Here is a 16,839-nt window from a genome sequence, read left to right on the forward strand (position 1 = left end):
CACTGATGCGAGCTGTTCGCAGTTAGGGTCGGGGCATCCCCCGTCCGAGAGGCTGCCGAGTGCTGCGCGTGCACGACCTGTCCGTCGACTCCACCGGCCGACGTCTGCTGGACCAGGTGTCCTTCGAGCTCGCCGCGGGGGAGCAGGTCGGCGTCGTGGGGTCCTCCGGCGCCGGCAAGTCCCAGCTCGTGGCCGCGCTGCTCGGGCTCACCGCCCCCGGCCTCGTGGTCAGCGGCAGCGTGCAGGTCGAGGGCACCGAGGTGGTGGGGGCGGGGCCGGCCGTCTGGCACCCGCTGCGCGGACGGGCGACCGCCCTCGTCGCGCAGGACCCGGCCACCGCGCTGGACCCGCTGACCCGGGTCGGCCGTCAGGTCGCCCTGCCGCTGCGAGCGCGCGGGGTCGGCCGTCGCGAGGCCGCCCGGCGCGCGGACGCACTGCTCGCCGAGGTCGGTCTGCCCGGCACGGCCCGGCGCTTCCCCAGCCAGCTGTCCGGCGGCCAGCGGCAGCGGGTGGCGCTGGCCCTCGCCCTCGTCGGCGCCCCCCGCCTGCTGGTGGCCGACGAGCCCACCTCGGCGCTGGACCCCACGGTCCAGGCCGGTGTGCTGGACCTGGTCGACCGGGTCACCGGCCCCGGCCTCGCAGCGCTGCTGCTGGTCACCCACGACCTCGCGGTCGCCGCCCGGCTGTGCACCCGGCTGCTGGTGCTCGACGCGGGCCGGCTGGTGCTCGACGGCCCGGTCGCCGACGTGCTGGGCGACCCCCTCGTGGCCGACGTGGTGGCCGCGTCCCGCGCCCTGGCGGTGACCCGGTGAGCGCGCTGCTCGAGGCCACGGGCCTGACCCGCCGGTACGGCCACGTGACCGCGCTCGACGACGTGTCGGTGCACCTGGCGGCCGGCGAGCGGGTCGCCGTGGTGGGGGAGTCGGGGTCGGGGAAGTCGACCCTGGCCCGGTTGCTGCTCGCCCTGGACACCCCCGACGCCGGGACCGTGGCCCTCGACGGACGCCCCGTGCGACCGGGGTCGGCGCGCTCGACGCGCTGGTTCCGCCGGCGGGTGCAGACCGTGCCGCAGGACCCGGGCCGCTCCTTCAACCCGCGCATGCGGGTGGGCGACGCCGTCGCCGAGCCGCTGGCCTGCCTGCGGGTGCACGGCGACCACTCGGCCCGGGTGGCCGAGCTGCTGGTCGCCGTGGGTCTGGAGCCCGACGCCGCCCGGCGCTGGCCGCACGAGTTCTCCGGCGGTCAGCGCCAGCGGCTGGCCATCGCGCGTGCCCTGGCCCCCCGCCCCGACGTCCTGGTCGCCGACGAGCCGGTCAGCGCGCTCGACGTCGTCGTGCGGCTGCAGGTGGTCGAGCTGCTGGCGCAGCTGTCGGCGGCCGAGGGCCTGGCGCTGCTGGTGGTCTCGCACGACCTCGGTGTCGTCCAGCACCTGTGCGACCGGGTGCTCGTCCTCGACGCCGGTCGCGTGGTCGAGCAGGGCCCGGTCGGCGAGGTGTTCGGCGCGCCCGCCCACCCGGTCACCGCCCGGCTGCTCGACGCCGTCCCGACGCTGGCGGCGGTGGTGTCGTGAGCTGGGCGCCCTGGACCCTGGTCCGCCGGATGCCGGCCGTGCCGCGGCTGCTGCTGGCCTCGCAGCTGGCCTTCAACATCGGCTTCTACCTCGTCGTCCCGTTCCTCGCCGTCCACCTCTCGCAGAACCTGGCGCTGGCCGGCGGTGTCATCGGGCTGGTGCTCGGGGTGCGCACCTTCAGCCAGCAGGGCCTGTTCTTCCTCGGCGGCGGGCTCACCGACCGGTTCGGGGTCAAGCCGGTCGTGGTGGTCGGCTGCACCATCCGCATCGCCGGCTTCGGCGTGCTCGCCGTGGTGGACAGCCTGCCCGGCGTGCTGCTCGGCGTGGTGCTCGTGGGGTTCGCCGCCGCGCTGTTCTCCCCGGCCGTGGAGTCGGCGCTGGCCGACCAGGGCCGCCAGCTCGAGGAGGCCGGGGTGGCCACCCGCGCCGAGGTGTTCGGCCTGGACGCCATCGCCTCCAAGCTGGGCTCGGTCACCGGTCCGGTGCTCGGCGCCGTCCTGCTCGGGGTGCCGTTCTGGGTCACCTGCACCATCGCCGCCGGGGTGTTCGTCGTCGTCCTCGTCGCGCACGTGCTGCTGCTGCCGCGCGACCTGCGCAACGGCACGGGCAGCGACACCGGTGAGGTCGAGCCGGTCACCGCCGGCTGGGGGCAGGTGCTGCGCAACCGCCGGTTCCTGGCCTTCACCGCCTGCTACTGCACCTACCTGCTCTCCTACAACCAGCTCTACCTCGCGCTGCCCGTCGAGCTCGACCGCGCAACCGGCTCGCAGGGCGCGCTGGGCTGGATGTTCGTCGCCGCCGCGGTCAGCGTGCTGCTGTTCCAGCTGCCGATCACCACCCGCGCCCGCCGCGCCGGCCCCACCCGGGCGCTGCCGCTGGGGTTCGCGCTGATGAGCTGTTCCTTCCTGGTCGTCGCCGTCCTCGCGCCGGTCGACCCGATGCCCGGGGTCTGGGGGCTGGCGCCCGCCGTCGGGTTCGCCCTGCTGCTGTACCTGGGGCAGATGGTCGCCGTCCCGGTCGCCCAGGACCTCGTGCCGCGGCTGGCCGGCGAGCGCCGGCTGGGCGCCCACTTCGGGGTGCTGGCCTCCGCCGGCGGCCTCGCCGTCCTGGTCGGCAGCACCGGCGTCGGCGCCCTGCTCGACCTCGCCGCCGTGCCGCAGCCCGCGGCCGCCGTCCCCTGGCTCGTCCTCGCCGCCCTGCCCGCCGCCTCCGCGGTGGGCCTGTGGGCGCTCACCCGTCGCATCGCCGTCCCGTCCACCCGAGCCCCCGAGACCGTAGGAGCCCCGTGAACCGCCGTGCCGCCCTGCTCGCCGTCCCCGTCCTGTTCACCGGCGGGTGCTTCGCCGGTGGTGGCGGAGCCGACGAGGCCGGGTCCGACCGCCTGCGCGTCGCGCTGGGCTTCCCGCCGGTGGCCGCGCTGTCGCCGTGGACCGACGACGCCCTGCTGCTCACCCGCATGGGCGCGGCCGAGACGCTGGTGACCTTCGACGACTCCGGGGCCGCCGAGCCGCAGCTGGCCGAGTCGTGGCAGTTCACCGACGACCGCACGGCGCTGCTCGAGCTGCGCGACGACGTCGTCTTCCACGACGGCACCCCCATGGACGCCGAGGCCGTGGCCGGTTCCCTGAACGCCGCCGCGGGCGCCGACCCGGCGCTGCGCGTGCTCCGCGACGTCGGGCTGGTCGCCACCGCGGTCGACGAGGACACCGTGCAGCTGCAGGCCGCGCAGGCCGACCCGCTGCTGGTGCAGCGGCTGGGCGCCCCGTCGCTGGTGATCCTGTCCCCGGAGGCCTACGCCGACCCCACCGCGCCCGACCCGGTGGGCCACGGCACCGGGCCCTTCGAGATCACCGCCGTGCAGGGGGCGCAGTCGGCCACCCTGGACGCCGCGGCCGACCACTGGGCCGGCGACCCGGCCGCCGCCGGCGTCGACGTGCGGTTCGTCGACGACGCCGATGCCCGGACGTCGTCCCTGCGCGCCGGTGAGCTCGACGTGGCGCAGGGCGTGCCGATCGCCCAGCTGACCACCCTGACCGACGACCAGCGGGTGGTCACCACGTCGCTGCCGCGGCTGACGTCGCTGCAGCTCAACACCGCCGGCGGGGTCTTCGCCGACCCCGCCGTCCGAGCCGCCGCGGTGGCCGCCGTCGACGTCGACCCGGTGGTGGACGGTGTGTTCGAGGGCCAGGCCGACCCTGCCCCCGGGCTGCTCACCGACGACACCCTGGGCTCCGCGGTGCGCACCACGCCGACCCTGCCCGCAGCCGGGGACCCGGCCGGGGCCAGCATCCGGCTGGCCACCTACGACGACCGGCCCGAGCTGCCCGAGGCCGCCGCGGTGATCGCCGAGCAGCTGCGCGCGGCCGGGTTCACCGTCGAGGTGGTCGTGCAGACCTACGCCACGATCGAGCCCGACCTCCTCGCCGGGTCCTTCGACGCCTTCCTGGGCAGCCGGCTCACCCTGCTCGACACCGGCGACCCGGTCGGCTACCTCGCCACCGACTACGCCTGCGACGGCGGCTACAACCTCGCCCGGTTGTGCGACCCGGCCGTCGACGCGGCCGTGGCCGCCGCCGCTGCGCTCACCGACCCGCGCGAGCGCCGGCAGGCGGCCGCCGACGTCGAGGCGCAGGTGCTGTCGGCGGCCGCGGTCGTCCCGGTCCTGTTCGAGCAGAGCCGCACCGGTGTGGGCGCCGGCGTGCAGGGCGTGGGCGACGACCCCTTCGAGCGGCAGGTCGTCACCGTGGCCATCAGCCCGGGTCGGTGACGGTCGCGGTCCTCCCGGCCCGGCGCGCCCAGGTCCTGCGCCGCGTGCCGCGGGTGGCCGGCGTCCTGGGCGCGCTGGCGGGCACCGCGCTGCTGGTCGGTGCGCTGCCCTGGCTGTCGGGGGCCGACCCGGCCCGCTCGGTGCTGCGGGCCCGCGACGTCGAGGGCACCCCCGACGCGGCGGCCCTGGAGGCGGTGCGCACCCAGCTGGACCTGCCGGCGAACCCGGTGGCCGGCACGCTCGGGTTCCTCGGCCGGCTCCTCACCGGCGACCTGGGCACGTCGTGGGTCTCGCGCACGCCGGTCGCCGACTCCGTGCTGCCGGCCCTCGGCGTCTCGCTCACCGTCGCCGGCACCGCCAGCGTGGTCGCGCTGCTGCTGGCCGGGCTGCTCACCGTCCCCGCCCTGCTGCGCGCCGCGGACGGCCGGCTCCGCGGGGGCGGGCTCGGGGCAGCCGTGGGCGGGGCGCTGGCCGCGTTGCCGGAGTTCGTGCTGGCCGTGCTGCTGGTCGCCGTGCTGGCGGTCGGCTGGGGGCTGCTGCCCACCAGCGGGTTCACCGGGCCCGAGAACCTGGTGCTGCCCGTGCTCGCGCTCGGGCTCCCCGCTGCCGGGGTGCTGACCCGGCTGCTCGCCGGCGCGGTGGCCGCGACGGCGGGGGAGTCCTGGGTCCGCACGTGGCGCGCGGCGGGGGTGCGGCGCTCGGCGGTGGCGACGGCACTGGGCCGGCGTGCGGTCACCGTCGTCGTCCCGCAGGTGCTGCTGCTGCTCGTCGGCACGCTCGGGGCGGCGGCGGTGGTCGAGGCCGCCTTCGACATCCCGGGCCTGGGGGGCATCGCGCTCGGGGCCGCGCTCAGCCAGGACGTCCCGGTGGTGCAGGCCGCCGTCGTGCTGCTGGTGACGATCGGGCTGGTGGTCGGCGGTGGCGGGGTGCTGGCGCACCGGCTCCTGCTGGGTCCGGCGCTGGCAGCCAGCGGGTTCACCCCCGAGGCCACCGCGGCCGGACGTCGTCCGCAGCGTGCCGCGGCAGCCGTCGCCGCCGTCCTGCTGGTCGCGGTCGTGGCCGGGGTGCTGCGGGACCCGGCAGCCCAGGACGTCGCCCTGCGACTGGCCTCGCCGTCGTGGGCGCACCCCTTCGGCAACGACCCCCTGGGGCGCGACGTGCTGGCCCGGTTCGGGCACGGCGCGCTGCTGTCGGTCGGGCTGGCGGTGCTGCTGGCCGCGCTGGCGCTGGTGATCGGGCTGGCCGTGGGTCTGCTCGGGCGGGGGGACCGCTCGGGCCCGGCCGACGTGCTCAACGCGCTGCCCGCCGTCGTCGTGGGCATCGTGGTCGCCGCGGTCACCGGACCCGGGCTGGCGGCCGCCTGCGTGGCGGTCACGCTGGTGGGCTGGATCCCGTTGGCCGTGCACACCCGCACGCTGGCCGCCGAGGCGCGGGCGTCGGGCTTCCACGTCGCCGCGGTCGCCGGCGGGGCCGGCCGCTGGCACGTGCTGCGCCGGCACCTGCTGCCGGTCGTCGGACCGGCGGTGGTGCGGCACGCGCTGGTGCGCATCCCGCACGCCTCGCTCGCCCTGGCCGGGCTGTCGTTCCTCGGACTGGGCGCGGGCGCCGAGTCGCCCGAGTGGGGCCGGGCGCTGGCCGAGACCACCGGCTACCTCGAACGCGCACCCTGGGTGGTCGGCGCCCCCGCGCTGGGCCTGGTGCTGCTCGGCGTGGTCGCAGCGCTGGCCGACCCCGCCCCCGAGCGCTGATGCCCCCGGTGATCAGGTGACGCGGGTGCGCAGGGACCGGCCGAGCACGAGCACGAGCACCCCGGCCAGGACGACGAAGCCCAGCCCGACCCGCAGGCCCACCGCATCCGCGACCAGGCCGATCAGCGGCGGGGAGACCAGGAAGCCCAGGCGCAGCAGCAGGTTGACCGCGGTGAGCCCGACCCCCGTGGGCAGCCCGGGCACCTGGTCGGCCGCGGCGTAGACGGCCGGCACCAGCGTGGCCACGCCGACCCCGGCCAGGGCGTAGCCCACCAGGGTGGTGGGCAGCGACGGCGCCGCGAGCATGAGCGCGAACCCGGCGGCGATGACCGCGCCGCCCACCCGGGCCACGCGGCGCTGGCCGAACCGGTCGACGACGCGGTCCCCGGTGAGCCGGCCGGCGGTCATCGCGACCTGGAACACGACGAACCCCAGCCCGGCGGCCACCACACCCGCGCCCAGGTCGTCGCGCAGCCAGATGGCGCTCCACGAGGCGGCGGAGTCCTCGACGAAGGCGCCCGCCGCGGCCAGCACCCCGAGGACGGCGAGCGTCAGCACCGCGGTGCGGCGTCCTCGGCGGGGAGCGTGCGGGGTGGCCCCGTCGGCCGGGACGGCGTCGGCGTCGTCCCGGCCGGGCAGCATCCAGGCCCGTACGAGCAGGGCCACCGCGCCGAACACCACCGCGGACACGGCCAGGTGCAGCTCGCGCGGTACGCCGAGCCCGGCGACCAGGGAACCGAGCAGACCGCCGGCGACCGCGCCGAGGCTCCAGAGCCCGTGCAGGGCGTTGAGGATCGACCGGCCGTACCCGCGCTGGACCCGCAGGCCGTGCGCGTTCTGGGCCACGTCGACGACGGTGTCCAGCGCCCCGACGAGGAAGAGGGCGGCGGCCAGCACGGCCCAGTTCGGGGCCCCGGCGGCCACGGCGACCCCCACCCCCAGCCCGGTCAGGCCGAGCGAGGCCACCGGCCCCGAGCCGAGCCGGTTGATGAGCACCGCGGCCGCCGGGCCCATGAGCAGCGCGCCCAGCGGGGCGGCGGCCAGGGCGGCGCCCAGCGCGGCGTTGGTCAGCCCCAGGTCGTCGCGCAGCTCGGGCAGCCGGGGGACGAGGTTGGCGTAGAAGACCGCGTTGAGCGCGAAGCAGGTGGCGACGGCGATGCGCGCGCGACGCAGCTCACGGGTGGGTGCCGGGGCGGTCACGGCTGCACGTCGAGGACGCGGGCGAGCACGGTGCGGGTCTCCTCGCGGGTGGGTGGTGCGGTGGTCAGGGTGGCGTGCATGGTCAGGCCCTCCATGACGCCGTCGAGCGCACGGGCCAGCTCGGGTTCCAGCACGCGCTGCAGGGTGTCGCGGCTGCTGCGCATCCAGGCCTCGGTGATCTGCCGCAGCGCGGGGTCGCGCATCGCGGCCAGGTAGAGCTCGTAGGCGATCGCCCACTCGCGGTTCGAGGCCCCGTGGCCCTGCAGCACGAAGTCGGTGGCGGCGTCGAGCATCGAGGCCCGGTCGGTGACCCCGGCGAAGTGGGCGCGGAACACCTCGGCCATGCGCTCGGCGTGCCGGGTGAAGGCCGCCCGCACCAGGTCGTCGAGGCCGGCGAAGTGGTAGGTCACCGAGCCCAGCGGCACGTCGGCGGCGGTGGCGATGCGCCGGGCGGTGAGGCCGGCCAGCCCGTGCTCGGCGATGACGTCGACGGTGACGTCGACCAGCCGGTCCCGCCGGTCGGGGTCGTGCCGGCGGGGTGGGGTGGCCGTCACGGGGCGATCTCCCGCACGACGCGGGCCGGGTTCCCGACCGCCACCACCCCCGCCGGGAGGTCGCGGGTCACGACGGCCCCGGCGCCGACGACGGTGTCGCGGCCGATCGTGACCCCGGGCAGGACGACGACCCCGCCACCGAGCCAGACGTTGTCCCCGATCGTGATCGGCGCGGAGCCCTCCCACTTGTCCCGGCGCGGGCCGGGCTCCACCGGGTGGGTGGCGGTGAGCAGCTGCACGCCCGGGCCGATCTGCACGTCGTCGCCGATGGTGATGCGGCCGACGTCCAGGCAGACCAGGCCCCAGTTGGCGAAGGTGCGGGCACCCACCGTGGTCTGGTGCCCGTAGTCGCAGCGGAACGGCGGGCGGATCGTGCTGCCGGGCCCGAACGCGCCGAGCAGCTCGCCCATCAGCTCGCGCAGGCGGTCGCCGTCGGTGGGGTCCGTCGTGTTGTAGGCGTGCGCCAGGGACTGGGCGCGGGCGTTCTCCCGGGCCAGCTCGGGGTCGTCGGCGAGGTACTGCTCGCCGGCCAGCATGCGGTCGCGCATGGAGCGCTCGTCGGTCACGACCGGGGACGCTAGCAGACGATGTGTACGTACGTACACAACTGCTCAGGCGGCGTTGCTCGCGTCGCCGGGGGCCAGCGGGCGGTCGAGGAAGTCGGGCATCTCGCAGCTGGCGCCGGGTTCGGGCGCGCCGTCGGGGGCCAGGCGGTACTCGGTCAGGAAGTCCTCGACCGCGTCGGTGTCCAGCTCGTCGAGCGCGAGCTGGACGGCCCAGGCCTGCAGGCTCACGGGGGTCGGTTGACCGGGGTAGGGCGAGAGCATGGTCGCCTGCTGGCCCTCGACCAGCCCGACCAGCGCGGCCAGGTCGTCGGCGTCGACGCGGTCGGGGTCGTAGGTGATCCACACGGCGCCGTGCTCGAGCGAGTGCACCGCGTTCTCCGGCCGGATCGGCGCCGCGTAGACCGAGCCGGTGCAGTCGGCCCACTGGGGGTCGTGCGGCCCACCCACCGGCGGGGTCTGCGCGTAGTCGACCGGCCCCGCGGTGTGCTGGCCACCGGTGTAGGGGGTCTCCACGACCTCGGGGCCACCCCCGCCGCACCCGGCCAGCAGTACGAGGGCGGACAACCCGGGGAGGACGCCGGGCAGGACTCTGCGGGGGAGCACCCCAGCAGTGTGCCCGTCCGCGGGCGCGGCCTGGGAGACTGCTGAGCCGTGGCAACCACCGGTCGTTCCGACGGACGCTCCTCCCGCTGGACCGAGCACCGCCGTGCCCGCCGCGTCGAGTTCGTCACCGCGGCGGTCGAGTCGGTGCGCCGCACCGGGCCCGAGCTGGCCGTCGACGACGTCGCGCGCACCGCCGGGGTGAGCAAGACCGTGCTCTACCGGTACTTCGCCGACAAGGACGAGCTGGTCGACGCCGTCCTGGAGCAGATCAGCACCGAGATCCTGCTGCCCCGCCTGCTGGGCGAGCTGGCCATGGACCGGCCGACCGACCGCGACCGGCTGCGCGCCGTCGTGGCCGCGTTCGTGGCGATCATCGAGGAGGAGCCGGCCCTGTACCGGTTCGCCTACGCCCAGGCCGGCCGGGCCGGGCGGGCCGACCTGGTCGCGCAGACCGAACGCGAGGTCGCCGAGGCCCTGGCCTGGGTCATGGGCGAGCGGCTCGTATCGCTCGGCCGCAGCCCCGAGGGCACCCACACCTGGGCCTACGGCGTCGTGGGCATGGTGCAGCTGGCCGCGCACTGGTGGTCCACCGAGCGCAGCGTCGCCGCCGGCGACCTCGTCGACCAGCTCACCGTGCTGGCCTGGGGCGGCCTGTCGGCGCTGCTGCCACCCGCACCGTCGGAGTGACCCGGGTGGGCAGGCAGAATGGCCTCCCGTGTCCGGCGCCAACGATCCATTCGACCCCAAGCAGGTCGCGGCCCTCTCCCCGGAGGCCCTCGACGCCGCGGTGACCGAGGGCCGCGCGGCCTTCGCCGCCGCCGCCGACCTCGACGCCCTGGCCGCCGTCCGGCCGCTGCACGTCGGTGACCGGGCCCCGCTGTCGCTGGCCCGCCGCGAGCTCGGCGCGCTGCCCCCGGCCGCCCGCAAGGACGCCGGGCAGCGGGTCAACGCCGCCCGGGTCGCCCTCGCCGAGGCCTACGACGCCCGGCTCGCCGTGCTCACCGCCGAGCGCGACGAGCGCGTGCTGGCCGAGGAGCGGGTCGACGTCACCCTCGCCGCCGACCGCCGACCGCGCGGCGCCCGGCACCCGCTGACCACGATCCAGGACCGCATCGCCGACATCTTCGTGGGCATGGGCTACGAGGTCGCCGAGGGCCCCGAGCTGGAGAGCGAGTGGCTGAACTTCGACGCCCTCAACACCGGCCCCGACCACCCTGCCCGGTCGCTGGCCGACACCTTCTTCGTGGCCCCCGAGGGGTCGGGCCTCGTGCTGCGCACGCACACCTCGCCCGTGCAGGCCCGCACGATGCTCGAGCGCACCCCGCCGATCTACGTCGTGGCCCCGGGCCGGGTCTTCCGCACCGACGAGCTCGACGCCACCCACACGCCGGTGTTCCACCAGGTCGAGGGGCTGGCCATCGACCGCGGTCTCACCATGGCGCACCTGCGCGGCACGCTCGAGGCGCTGGCCAAGGCGTTGTTCGGCCCCGACTCGACCATCCGCTGGCGGCCGCACTTCTTCCCGTTCACCGAGCCGTCGGCCGAGTTCGACGTCTGGTTCCCCGAGCACCGCGACGGCCCGCGCTGGGTCGAGTGGGGTGGCTGCGGCATGGTCAACCCGCGGGTGCTCACCGCCTGCGGCATCGACCCCGAGGTCTACGGCGGGTTCGCCTTCGGCATGGGCATCGAGCGCGCCCTGCAGTTCCGGCACGGCGTGTCGGACATGCACGACATCGTCGAGGGCGACGTCCGCTTCACGAACGCATTCGGAGTCGAGCAGTGAAGATCCCCGTCAGCTGGCTGTCCCAGCACGTCGACCTGCCCGCGGGCACCGGGGTCGAGGACCTCGACGCCGCCTTCGTGCGGCAGGGCCTCGAGGTCGAGGACGTCCTGCGCACGCCGGCCACCACCGGCCCGCTGGTCGTCGGCCGCGTGCTGGAGATCGAGGAGCTCACCGGCTTCAAGAAGCCCATCCGGTACTGCCTGGTCGACGTCGGCAACCCCGACCCCCAGGGCATCGTCTGCGGTGCGCGCAACTTCGCCGTCGGCGACTTCGTGGTCGTGGCGCTGCCCGGCGTCGTGCTGCCCGGGGACTTCGCCATCGCTGCGCGCGAGACCTACGGCAAGGTCTCCGACGGCATGATCTGCAGCGTCCGGGAGCTCGGGATCGGCGACGACCACGAGGGCATCCTGGTGCTGGGCACCGAGGGCTTCGAGCCCGGTACGCCCGCGGCCGGGCTGCTCGGCCTCGACGACGTCGTGTTCGACCTGGAGGTCACCACCGACCGCGGCTACTGCATGTCGGTGCGGGGCATCGCCCGCGAGGTCGCCGCCGCCCTCGGCGCGCCCTGGCAGGACCCGGCCGCGGCCACCCCGCCGGCCTGGTCGGGCGAGCCCGCCTGGACCGTGGAGGTCGAGGACCCGCAGCGCTGCGACCGGTTCTCGATGATCGCGGTGGAGGGCCTGGACCCTGCTGCCCCCACCCCGTGGTGGATGCGCCGCCGGCTCACCCGCTGCGGCGTGCGTTCGATCTCGCTGGCCGTCGACGTCACCAACTACGTGATGCTCGAGCTGGGCCAGCCCATGCACGCCTTCGACCGCGCTGCCGTGCGCGGGCCGGTCGTCGTCCGCACCGCCCGCCCCGGCGAGCGGCTGACCACCTTGGACGGCGTCGACCGGGTCCTGGACGCGGACGACCTGCTCATCACCGACGAGTCCGGCCCGATCGGGCTGGCCGGCGTCATGGGCGGGGCGAGCACCGAGATCTCGGGCAGCACGACGGCCGTGCTGCTGGAGGCCGCGCACTGGGAGCCCACCGGCATCGGCCGCGGCGTGCGCCGGCACAGGCTGCCCAGCGAGGCCGCCAAGCGCTTCGAGCGCGGCACCGACCCCGACGTCACCGTCGTCGCCCTGGCCCGGGCCGCCGAGCTGCTCGCGGGGTTCGGCGGGGCGACCGTCGTCGGCGGCGTCGTCGACGTGGACACCCGCGGCCCGCGGCCGGAGATCGCGCTGGCCGCCGACCGCCCGCAGGCCGTCGCCGGCATCCCGATCGACACCGAGACGGTCGTCGACACGCTGCGCACCGTCGGCTGCACCGTCGAGTCCGCCGGGGCCACCCTGACCGTCACCCCGCCGTCCTGGCGGCCCGACCTCACCGACCCCGCCGACCTGGTCGAGGAGGTCGTGCGGGCGGTGGGCTACGACGAGATCCCGGGTGTGCTGCCCACGGTGCCCCCGGGTCGCGGTCTCACCCCGGCCCAGCGCCGACGCCGCACCGTCGGCCGCGCGCTGGCCGAGGCCGGGTACACCGAGGCGCCGGCCTACCCGTTCGTGGGGCCGGCCGTGCTCGACGCGCTCGGCCTGCCCACCGACGGGCTGCTCACCCTGCGCAACCCGCTGTCGGACGAGGAGCCGGCGCTGCGAACTTCCCTGCTGCCCGGCCTGCTCGGCACCGTGGCCCGCAACCTGGGCCGCGGGCAGCGCGACCTGGCCGTGTTCGAGCTCGGCGTGGTCTTCCTGCCCGGCGACGGCACCGTCGCCCCGTTGCCCCCGGTCGACCGCCGTCCCGACGACGACACCCTGGCCGCCCTGCTCGGTGCGGTGCCGTCCCAGCCGTGGCACGTCGGCGCGGTGCTCACCGGGCTGCGCGAGCCGCGTGGCCACTGGGGTCCCGGCCGGGCCGCCGACTGGGCCGACGCCGTCCAGGCGGCGCACACCGTGGCCGGGGCGGCCGGGGTCGAGCTGACCGTGCGGGCCGGGGACCAGCTGCCCTGGCACCCGGGGCGCTGCGCCGAGCTGGTCGTCGGCGACGTCGTCGTCGGCCACGCCGGTGAGCTGCACCCGCGGGTGTGCACGGCGCTCGAGCTGCCGGCGCGCACCTGCGCGATGGAGCTCGACCTCGACGCGCTGCCCGAGGCCCCGGTGGCCCAGGCGCCCCGCATCTCGGCCTACCCGCCCGTGCACAGCGACGTGGCCCTGACCGTCGCCTCCGGCGTGCCCTCCGTCGACGTGGAGGCCGCTCTGCGGGCCGGTGCGGGCGACCTGCTCGAGCGGTTGCAGCTCTTCGACGTCTACACCGGTGCCCAGGCCGGCGAGGGCCAGAAGTCCCTCGCCTACGCGCTGACCTTCCGCGCGCCCGACCGTACGCTGACCCGCGCCGAGGTCGCCGAGGCCGTCGCCTCCGCCCTGGCGTCGGCCGCCTCGGTGGGTGCGGTCCTGCGCGGTGAGGTCGGCCAGGCGGTCGCCGACGGTGCCTGAGCAGCCGCTGGCCGGACAGGTCGCGCTGGTCACCGGCGCCTCCACCGGGATCGGGCTCGCACTGGCCCGCGGTCTGGCGGCGCGGGGCGCCCGGGTCGCGGGGCTGGCCCGGGGCGCTGACCGGCTCGCCGCGGCGATGGAGGGCGTCGGGCTGGCCGTGCCGGCCGACGTCACCGACCTCGACGCCGTCCGCGCCGCGGTCGCCCGGGTGACCGCCGAGCTGGGACCGGTCGACCTGCTGGTGAACAACGCCGGCCAGATCGACGCCGCCGAGGTGCCGGTGTGGGAGGCCGACCCGCAGCAGTGGTGGTCGGTGGTCGAGTGCCAGCTGCGCGGGCCGTTCCACCTGGTGCAGGCCGTGGTGCCGGCGATGGTCGAGCGGGGTTCCGGCCGGGTGGTGGGTCGCGTCGTGGACATCGCCAGCGGCATGTCGACCCGGGCGAACCCGGACTACAGCGCCTACTCGGTGGGCAAGGCCGGGCAGCTGCGCATCACCGAGTCGCTGGCCGCCGCCGGGGTGCTGGCCTTCGACGTCGCCCCCGGTGTCGTGGACACCCCGATGACCCGCTCGATGGCCATGTGGCGCGACTTCACCGACTGGACGCCGGCCTCGGCCGTCGTCGAACTCGTGGTCGCCATCGCCGAGGGTCGGCTGGACCACTGGTCGGGCCGCTTCGTGCGGGCCGGCAAGGACGACCTCGACACCCTGGCCGCCACCACGCCCGAGGCCACCCAGCGGCAGGTCCGCCTGCTGCCCTACGGCCCCACCGACCCGGTCGCCTGACTCATCCCACGGTGCGCAGCGCGCCCGGGACGACGTCGACGGCCACGTGGGTGTCGGCCTCGAGCTCGACCAGCTCGCCGTCGAGCTGCAGCGGCATCGGCGCGCGGATGGTGAGCGCGTGGTGGGTGGCGTGCGGCTGGGCGCCCAGACCGACGGTCGCCGAGCGGATCGCGGTGAGCAGCACCCGCAGCTTGCTGTGGTGGGGGAGCAGCACCAGCTCGAACTGCCCGTCGTCGGGCCGCCCGTCGTCGGAGAGCGTGGCCACCTTGGCCATGCGGTCGATGTTGGCGTAGAGCAGGCTGTCGACCTCGATCTGCCCGCCGTCCTCGAGCTCGACCGGGAAGGGTCGGAACCGTCGGAACCCGCGGACGACGGCCACGATCTCGCGCCACGAGCCCTTGCCGCCCTCCTCCAGGTCCACCGCGACCACCGGCGTGATGCCCAGGCCGATGTAGGAGTGCGCGTACCGCACCACGGGCGGCCCACCAGCCGGGGTGACGGTGAGCCGCAGCAGGTCGAAGCGCTGGGTCTCCCCGGTGCGCAGGGCGTGCGAGACCGCGGCGTCCAGGGGCCGGCGCTTGGTGGCCCGGCGGTGGTCGTTGGCGTTGCCCGCCCCGCGGACGGCGGCCACCGCGTCGGGGTTGCCGGCGTCCATGAGCCCGTTCACGACGTCGTTGTAGCCGCCGTCGCCGCTCACCGACACCACGAGCGGCCGCCCCGTGCGGGCTGCTGCGGCGGCCAGCTCGCGCCCGTGCCCGGCCCGCTGGGTGGGGGCGAGCTCCAGCGGCAGGTCGGGGTGCCGCTCGGCGAGGTCGTCGCGCAGCTCGCTTGCCAGGGTCGCGGCGTCGCCGGTGCTGTGCGGGTTGAACACGATGACGACGCGGTCGAACGCGGCCACGGGGACCTCTCCTCAGGCACGAGCACGGGCGCGGGGCGGCAGTCCGTCCCACGCCCGTGATCATCGCGGTCAGCGGGCAGCGGCGCCCGTCCGCGTGCCCGGCACCACCCGGCCGAGCACGACCACCAGCACGACGGCGGACACGATGCCGATGACCGGCGGGATGCCGATGCCCACCTCGCCCGAGGTCCAGGCCAGCGCCGCGGCCACGGCGTAGGCCGCGATCGCGTGCCACTGCAGCCCCGGCGGCGTGTGCCCCTCGGGGATGCCGCCGCGCCAGCGCATCACCCAGTCGCCGATGATGACCCCGCCCAGCGGCGGGATGAAGGTGCCCAGCAGCACCAGGTAGTCGACCAGGTGGGTGTGCACGCCGGTGAGGGCCAGCACGGTGCCCAGCACCGACCCGGCCACCACGAACGGCGCCTTGCTGGGCTTGTCGAACAGCTCGGCGCCGGCCACCCCGAAGGCGTAGGCGGTGTCGGCGTTGCTCTTCCAGAGGTTGCCGAACAGCAGCACCAGACCCCAGCCGACCAGGCCGAGCTGGAACAGCACGAGCACGAAGTCGCCGACCCCGAAGGTCAGCGCACCGACGGCGCCGAGGAACACCATGAGCCCGTTGCCGACCAGGAAGCCGATCGCGCAGGCCCACACGGCCTGCTTGCCCGACCGGGCGAACCGGGTCCAGTTCGGCGCCTGGGTGCCGGCCGAGACGAAGGTGCCGACGACAGTGGTGACGGCCACCGCGAACGCCATCGACGTGGTGGGCGCGATGTCGGCCAGCCCGGCCCAGCCGCCGACCTCCTGCAGCGAGCGGGCCAGCACCCAGAACGCCAGCACGAGGATGAGCGGGGTCGAGATCAGCGACACCCAGTACATGCCCTTGTAGCCGTAGTAGGCCGTGGCGCACATGAGCACGCTGGTGACGACCATGACCGCGGCGCGGGCGCCGTAGGAGGTCCAGTCGAAGGCCTGGGCCGTCAGCTCGCCGATGGTGCCGACGACGACGCCGTACCAGCCGATCTGGGTGCCGCCGAGCAGGATCGAGGCCAGCTTCGCGCCGCGGGTGCCCAGCGTGTAGCGGGCCATCACCACGGTGGTCAGGCCGGTGCGCGCACCGACGTAGCCCATGGCGGCCACGTAGACGCCCAGCACGAGCGAGCCCACGGCGATGACCAGCAGCAGGTTGCCGAAGGTGAACGCCGGGCCCAGCGAGGCGCCGGCCAGCATCGTGGGGGTGAAGACGGTGAACCCGAGCAGCACCACCGCGACCGAGAAGAACGACTTGCGGGCGTGCTGCGGCACCGGGGTGACCGGGTAGTCGGGGTCGACCACCTCGCCGGTGGAGGTGTCGGGGGTGCCGACCGGTTCGCGGGTGGTGCTCACGACTCCTCGCCGATGTCCTCGAGCCACAGGGCCGGACGCTCGTCGAGCATCTGCTGCATGAGCGCGATGCACTCGGCGTCGTCGAGCACGTCGACCTGCACGCCGTGCGAGCGCAGCAACGACTCCGAGGCCTGGAAGCTGCGGTTCTCGCCCACGACGATGCGCGGGATCTCGTACAGCAGCGCGGTGCCGGCGCACATGTAGCAGGGCGAGAGCGTCGTGTAGAGCGTGCTGCGGCGGTACACCGAGGCGGGCTGGCGGCCGGCGTTCTCGATGCAGTCGGTCTCGCCGTGCCGGATCGCGCTGCCCATCTGCACCCGGCGGTTGCGGCCGACGGCGAGCACCTCGCCGTCGACGACGAGCGCGGCCCCGATGGGCACCCCGCCCTCGGCCCAGCCGGTGCGGGCCTGCTCGACGGCCAGGGCCAGGAAGCGGCGGTCGGCGTCGGGGTCGGGCGCGGCGCTGCGCGGATCGGTCGCCGGTGTGGTGGTCACGGTGCCTCCTGGAGG

General features: G+C 75.9%; 16 protein-coding genes. 9 read left to right on the forward strand and 7 right to left on the reverse strand.

Annotation, left to right across the window (positions count from 1 at the left end):
- Nucleotides 1–68 precede the first annotated feature (68 nt).
- The 5 genes from BLP29_RS12350 to BLP29_RS12370 are packed head-to-tail and all read left to right on the forward strand — an operon-like array spanning nt 69 to nt 6,085.
- A complete protein-coding gene (locus BLP29_RS12350; protein WP_207798454.1) occupies nt 69–812 on the forward strand; it encodes an ATP-binding cassette domain-containing protein in 744 nt (247 codons plus the stop codon).
- Nucleotides 809–1,570 carry an ABC transporter ATP-binding protein gene (locus BLP29_RS12355; RefSeq protein WP_092804675.1) on the forward strand — a complete coding sequence of 254 codons (762 nt, stop codon included), beginning with the start codon at nt 809–811 and terminating at the stop codon, nt 1,568–1,570. Before BLP29_RS12350 ends, BLP29_RS12355 begins: the two co-directional genes overlap by 4 nt.
- Nucleotides 1,567–2,859: an MFS transporter gene (locus BLP29_RS12360; RefSeq protein WP_207798455.1), complete on the forward strand. Its 1,293-nt coding sequence runs from the start codon at nt 1,567–1,569 to the stop codon at nt 2,857–2,859. The genes BLP29_RS12355 and BLP29_RS12360 overlap by 4 nt, the downstream gene beginning before the upstream one ends.
- The gene (locus tag BLP29_RS12365) at nt 2,856–4,337 is read left to right on the forward strand and encodes an ABC transporter substrate-binding protein (protein WP_092804678.1); all 1,482 of its coding nucleotides are present in this window, start codon (nt 2,856–2,858) and stop codon (nt 4,335–4,337) included. The genes BLP29_RS12360 and BLP29_RS12365 overlap by 4 nt, the downstream gene beginning before the upstream one ends.
- Nucleotides 4,334–6,085 carry an ABC transporter permease subunit gene (locus BLP29_RS12370; protein WP_207798456.1) on the forward strand — a complete coding sequence of 584 codons (1,752 nt, stop codon included), beginning with the start codon at nt 4,334–4,336 and terminating at the stop codon, nt 6,083–6,085. The genes BLP29_RS12365 and BLP29_RS12370 overlap by 4 nt, the downstream gene beginning before the upstream one ends.
- Nucleotides 6,086–6,097: 12 nt before the next feature.
- On the opposite strand, the gene BLP29_RS12375 is transcribed toward BLP29_RS12370, so the two are convergent.
- From BLP29_RS12375 to BLP29_RS12390, 4 genes are read right to left on the reverse strand one after another with little or no spacing between them, the layout of a single operon-like run.
- Nucleotides 6,098–7,285, reverse strand: a complete 1,188-nt coding sequence (locus BLP29_RS12375; RefSeq protein ID WP_092804681.1) for an MFS transporter — start codon at nt 7,283–7,285, stop codon at nt 6,098–6,100.
- The gene (locus BLP29_RS12380; RefSeq protein WP_092804684.1) at nt 7,282–7,839 is read right to left on the reverse strand and encodes a TetR/AcrR family transcriptional regulator; all 558 of its coding nucleotides are present in this window, start codon (nt 7,837–7,839) and stop codon (nt 7,282–7,284) included. The genes BLP29_RS12375 and BLP29_RS12380 overlap by 4 nt, the downstream gene beginning before the upstream one ends.
- Nucleotides 7,836–8,405: a sugar O-acetyltransferase gene (locus BLP29_RS12385; protein ID WP_092804687.1), complete on the reverse strand. Its 570-nt coding sequence runs from the start codon at nt 8,403–8,405 to the stop codon at nt 7,836–7,838. Before BLP29_RS12385 ends, BLP29_RS12380 begins: the two co-directional genes overlap by 4 nt.
- A gap of 45 nt (nt 8,406–8,450) precedes the next feature.
- Entirely contained in the window at nt 8,451–9,008 is a 558-nt protein-coding gene (locus BLP29_RS12390) for a DUF3105 domain-containing protein (protein WP_243469910.1), read from the reverse strand.
- A gap of 48 nt (nt 9,009–9,056) precedes the next feature.
- Here BLP29_RS12390 and BLP29_RS12395 point away from each other — a divergent pair, with 48 nt between their 5' ends.
- Genes BLP29_RS12395 through BLP29_RS12410 form a run of 4 tightly spaced genes read left to right on the forward strand, consistent with a single transcriptional unit; the run spans nt 9,057 to nt 14,049 of the window.
- On the forward strand, nt 9,057–9,695 hold the full coding sequence (locus tag BLP29_RS12395) for a TetR/AcrR family transcriptional regulator (protein ID WP_092804690.1): 639 nt from the start codon (nt 9,057–9,059) through the stop codon (nt 9,693–9,695).
- A 28-nt stretch (nt 9,696–9,723) separates the two neighbouring features.
- Nucleotides 9,724–10,791, forward strand: coding sequence for a phenylalanine--tRNA ligase subunit alpha (pheS, locus tag BLP29_RS12400; protein ID WP_092804693.1), 1,068 nt, complete (start codon nt 9,724–9,726; stop codon nt 10,789–10,791).
- Nucleotides 10,788–13,265 (forward strand): phenylalanine--tRNA ligase subunit beta, encoded by a 2,478-nt coding sequence (gene pheT, locus BLP29_RS12405; RefSeq protein WP_092804696.1) that lies wholly within the window; start codon nt 10,788–10,790, stop codon nt 13,263–13,265. The genes pheS and pheT overlap by 4 nt, the downstream gene beginning before the upstream one ends.
- A complete protein-coding gene (locus tag BLP29_RS12410) occupies nt 13,258–14,049 on the forward strand; it encodes an SDR family NAD(P)-dependent oxidoreductase (RefSeq protein WP_165839370.1) in 792 nt (263 codons plus the stop codon). Before pheT ends, BLP29_RS12410 begins: the two co-directional genes overlap by 8 nt.
- 1 nt (nt 14,050) lies before the next feature.
- Here the strand turns inward: BLP29_RS12410 and BLP29_RS12415 are convergent, their stop codons facing one another.
- The 3 genes from BLP29_RS12415 to BLP29_RS12425 all read right to left on the reverse strand — a co-directional run bounded on the left by BLP29_RS12415 (nt 14,051) and on the right by BLP29_RS12425 (nt 16,824).
- On the reverse strand, nt 14,051–14,947 hold the full coding sequence (locus BLP29_RS12415; RefSeq protein WP_092804699.1) for a diacylglycerol/lipid kinase family protein: 897 nt from the start codon (nt 14,945–14,947) through the stop codon (nt 14,051–14,053).
- Between the two features lie 69 nt (nt 14,948–15,016).
- Nucleotides 15,017–16,330, reverse strand: a complete 1,314-nt coding sequence (gene codB, locus BLP29_RS12420; RefSeq protein WP_092804702.1) for a cytosine permease — start codon at nt 16,328–16,330, stop codon at nt 15,017–15,019.
- A complete protein-coding gene (locus BLP29_RS12425; protein ID WP_092804705.1) occupies nt 16,327–16,824 on the reverse strand; it encodes a nucleoside deaminase in 498 nt (165 codons plus the stop codon). Before BLP29_RS12425 ends, codB begins: the two co-directional genes overlap by 4 nt.
- Between the last annotated feature and the right edge of the window lie 15 nt (nt 16,825–16,839).

It is taken from the genome of Klenkia marina (assembly GCF_900101025.1).
Lineage (GTDB): Bacteria > Actinomycetota > Actinomycetes > Mycobacteriales > Geodermatophilaceae > Klenkia > Klenkia marina.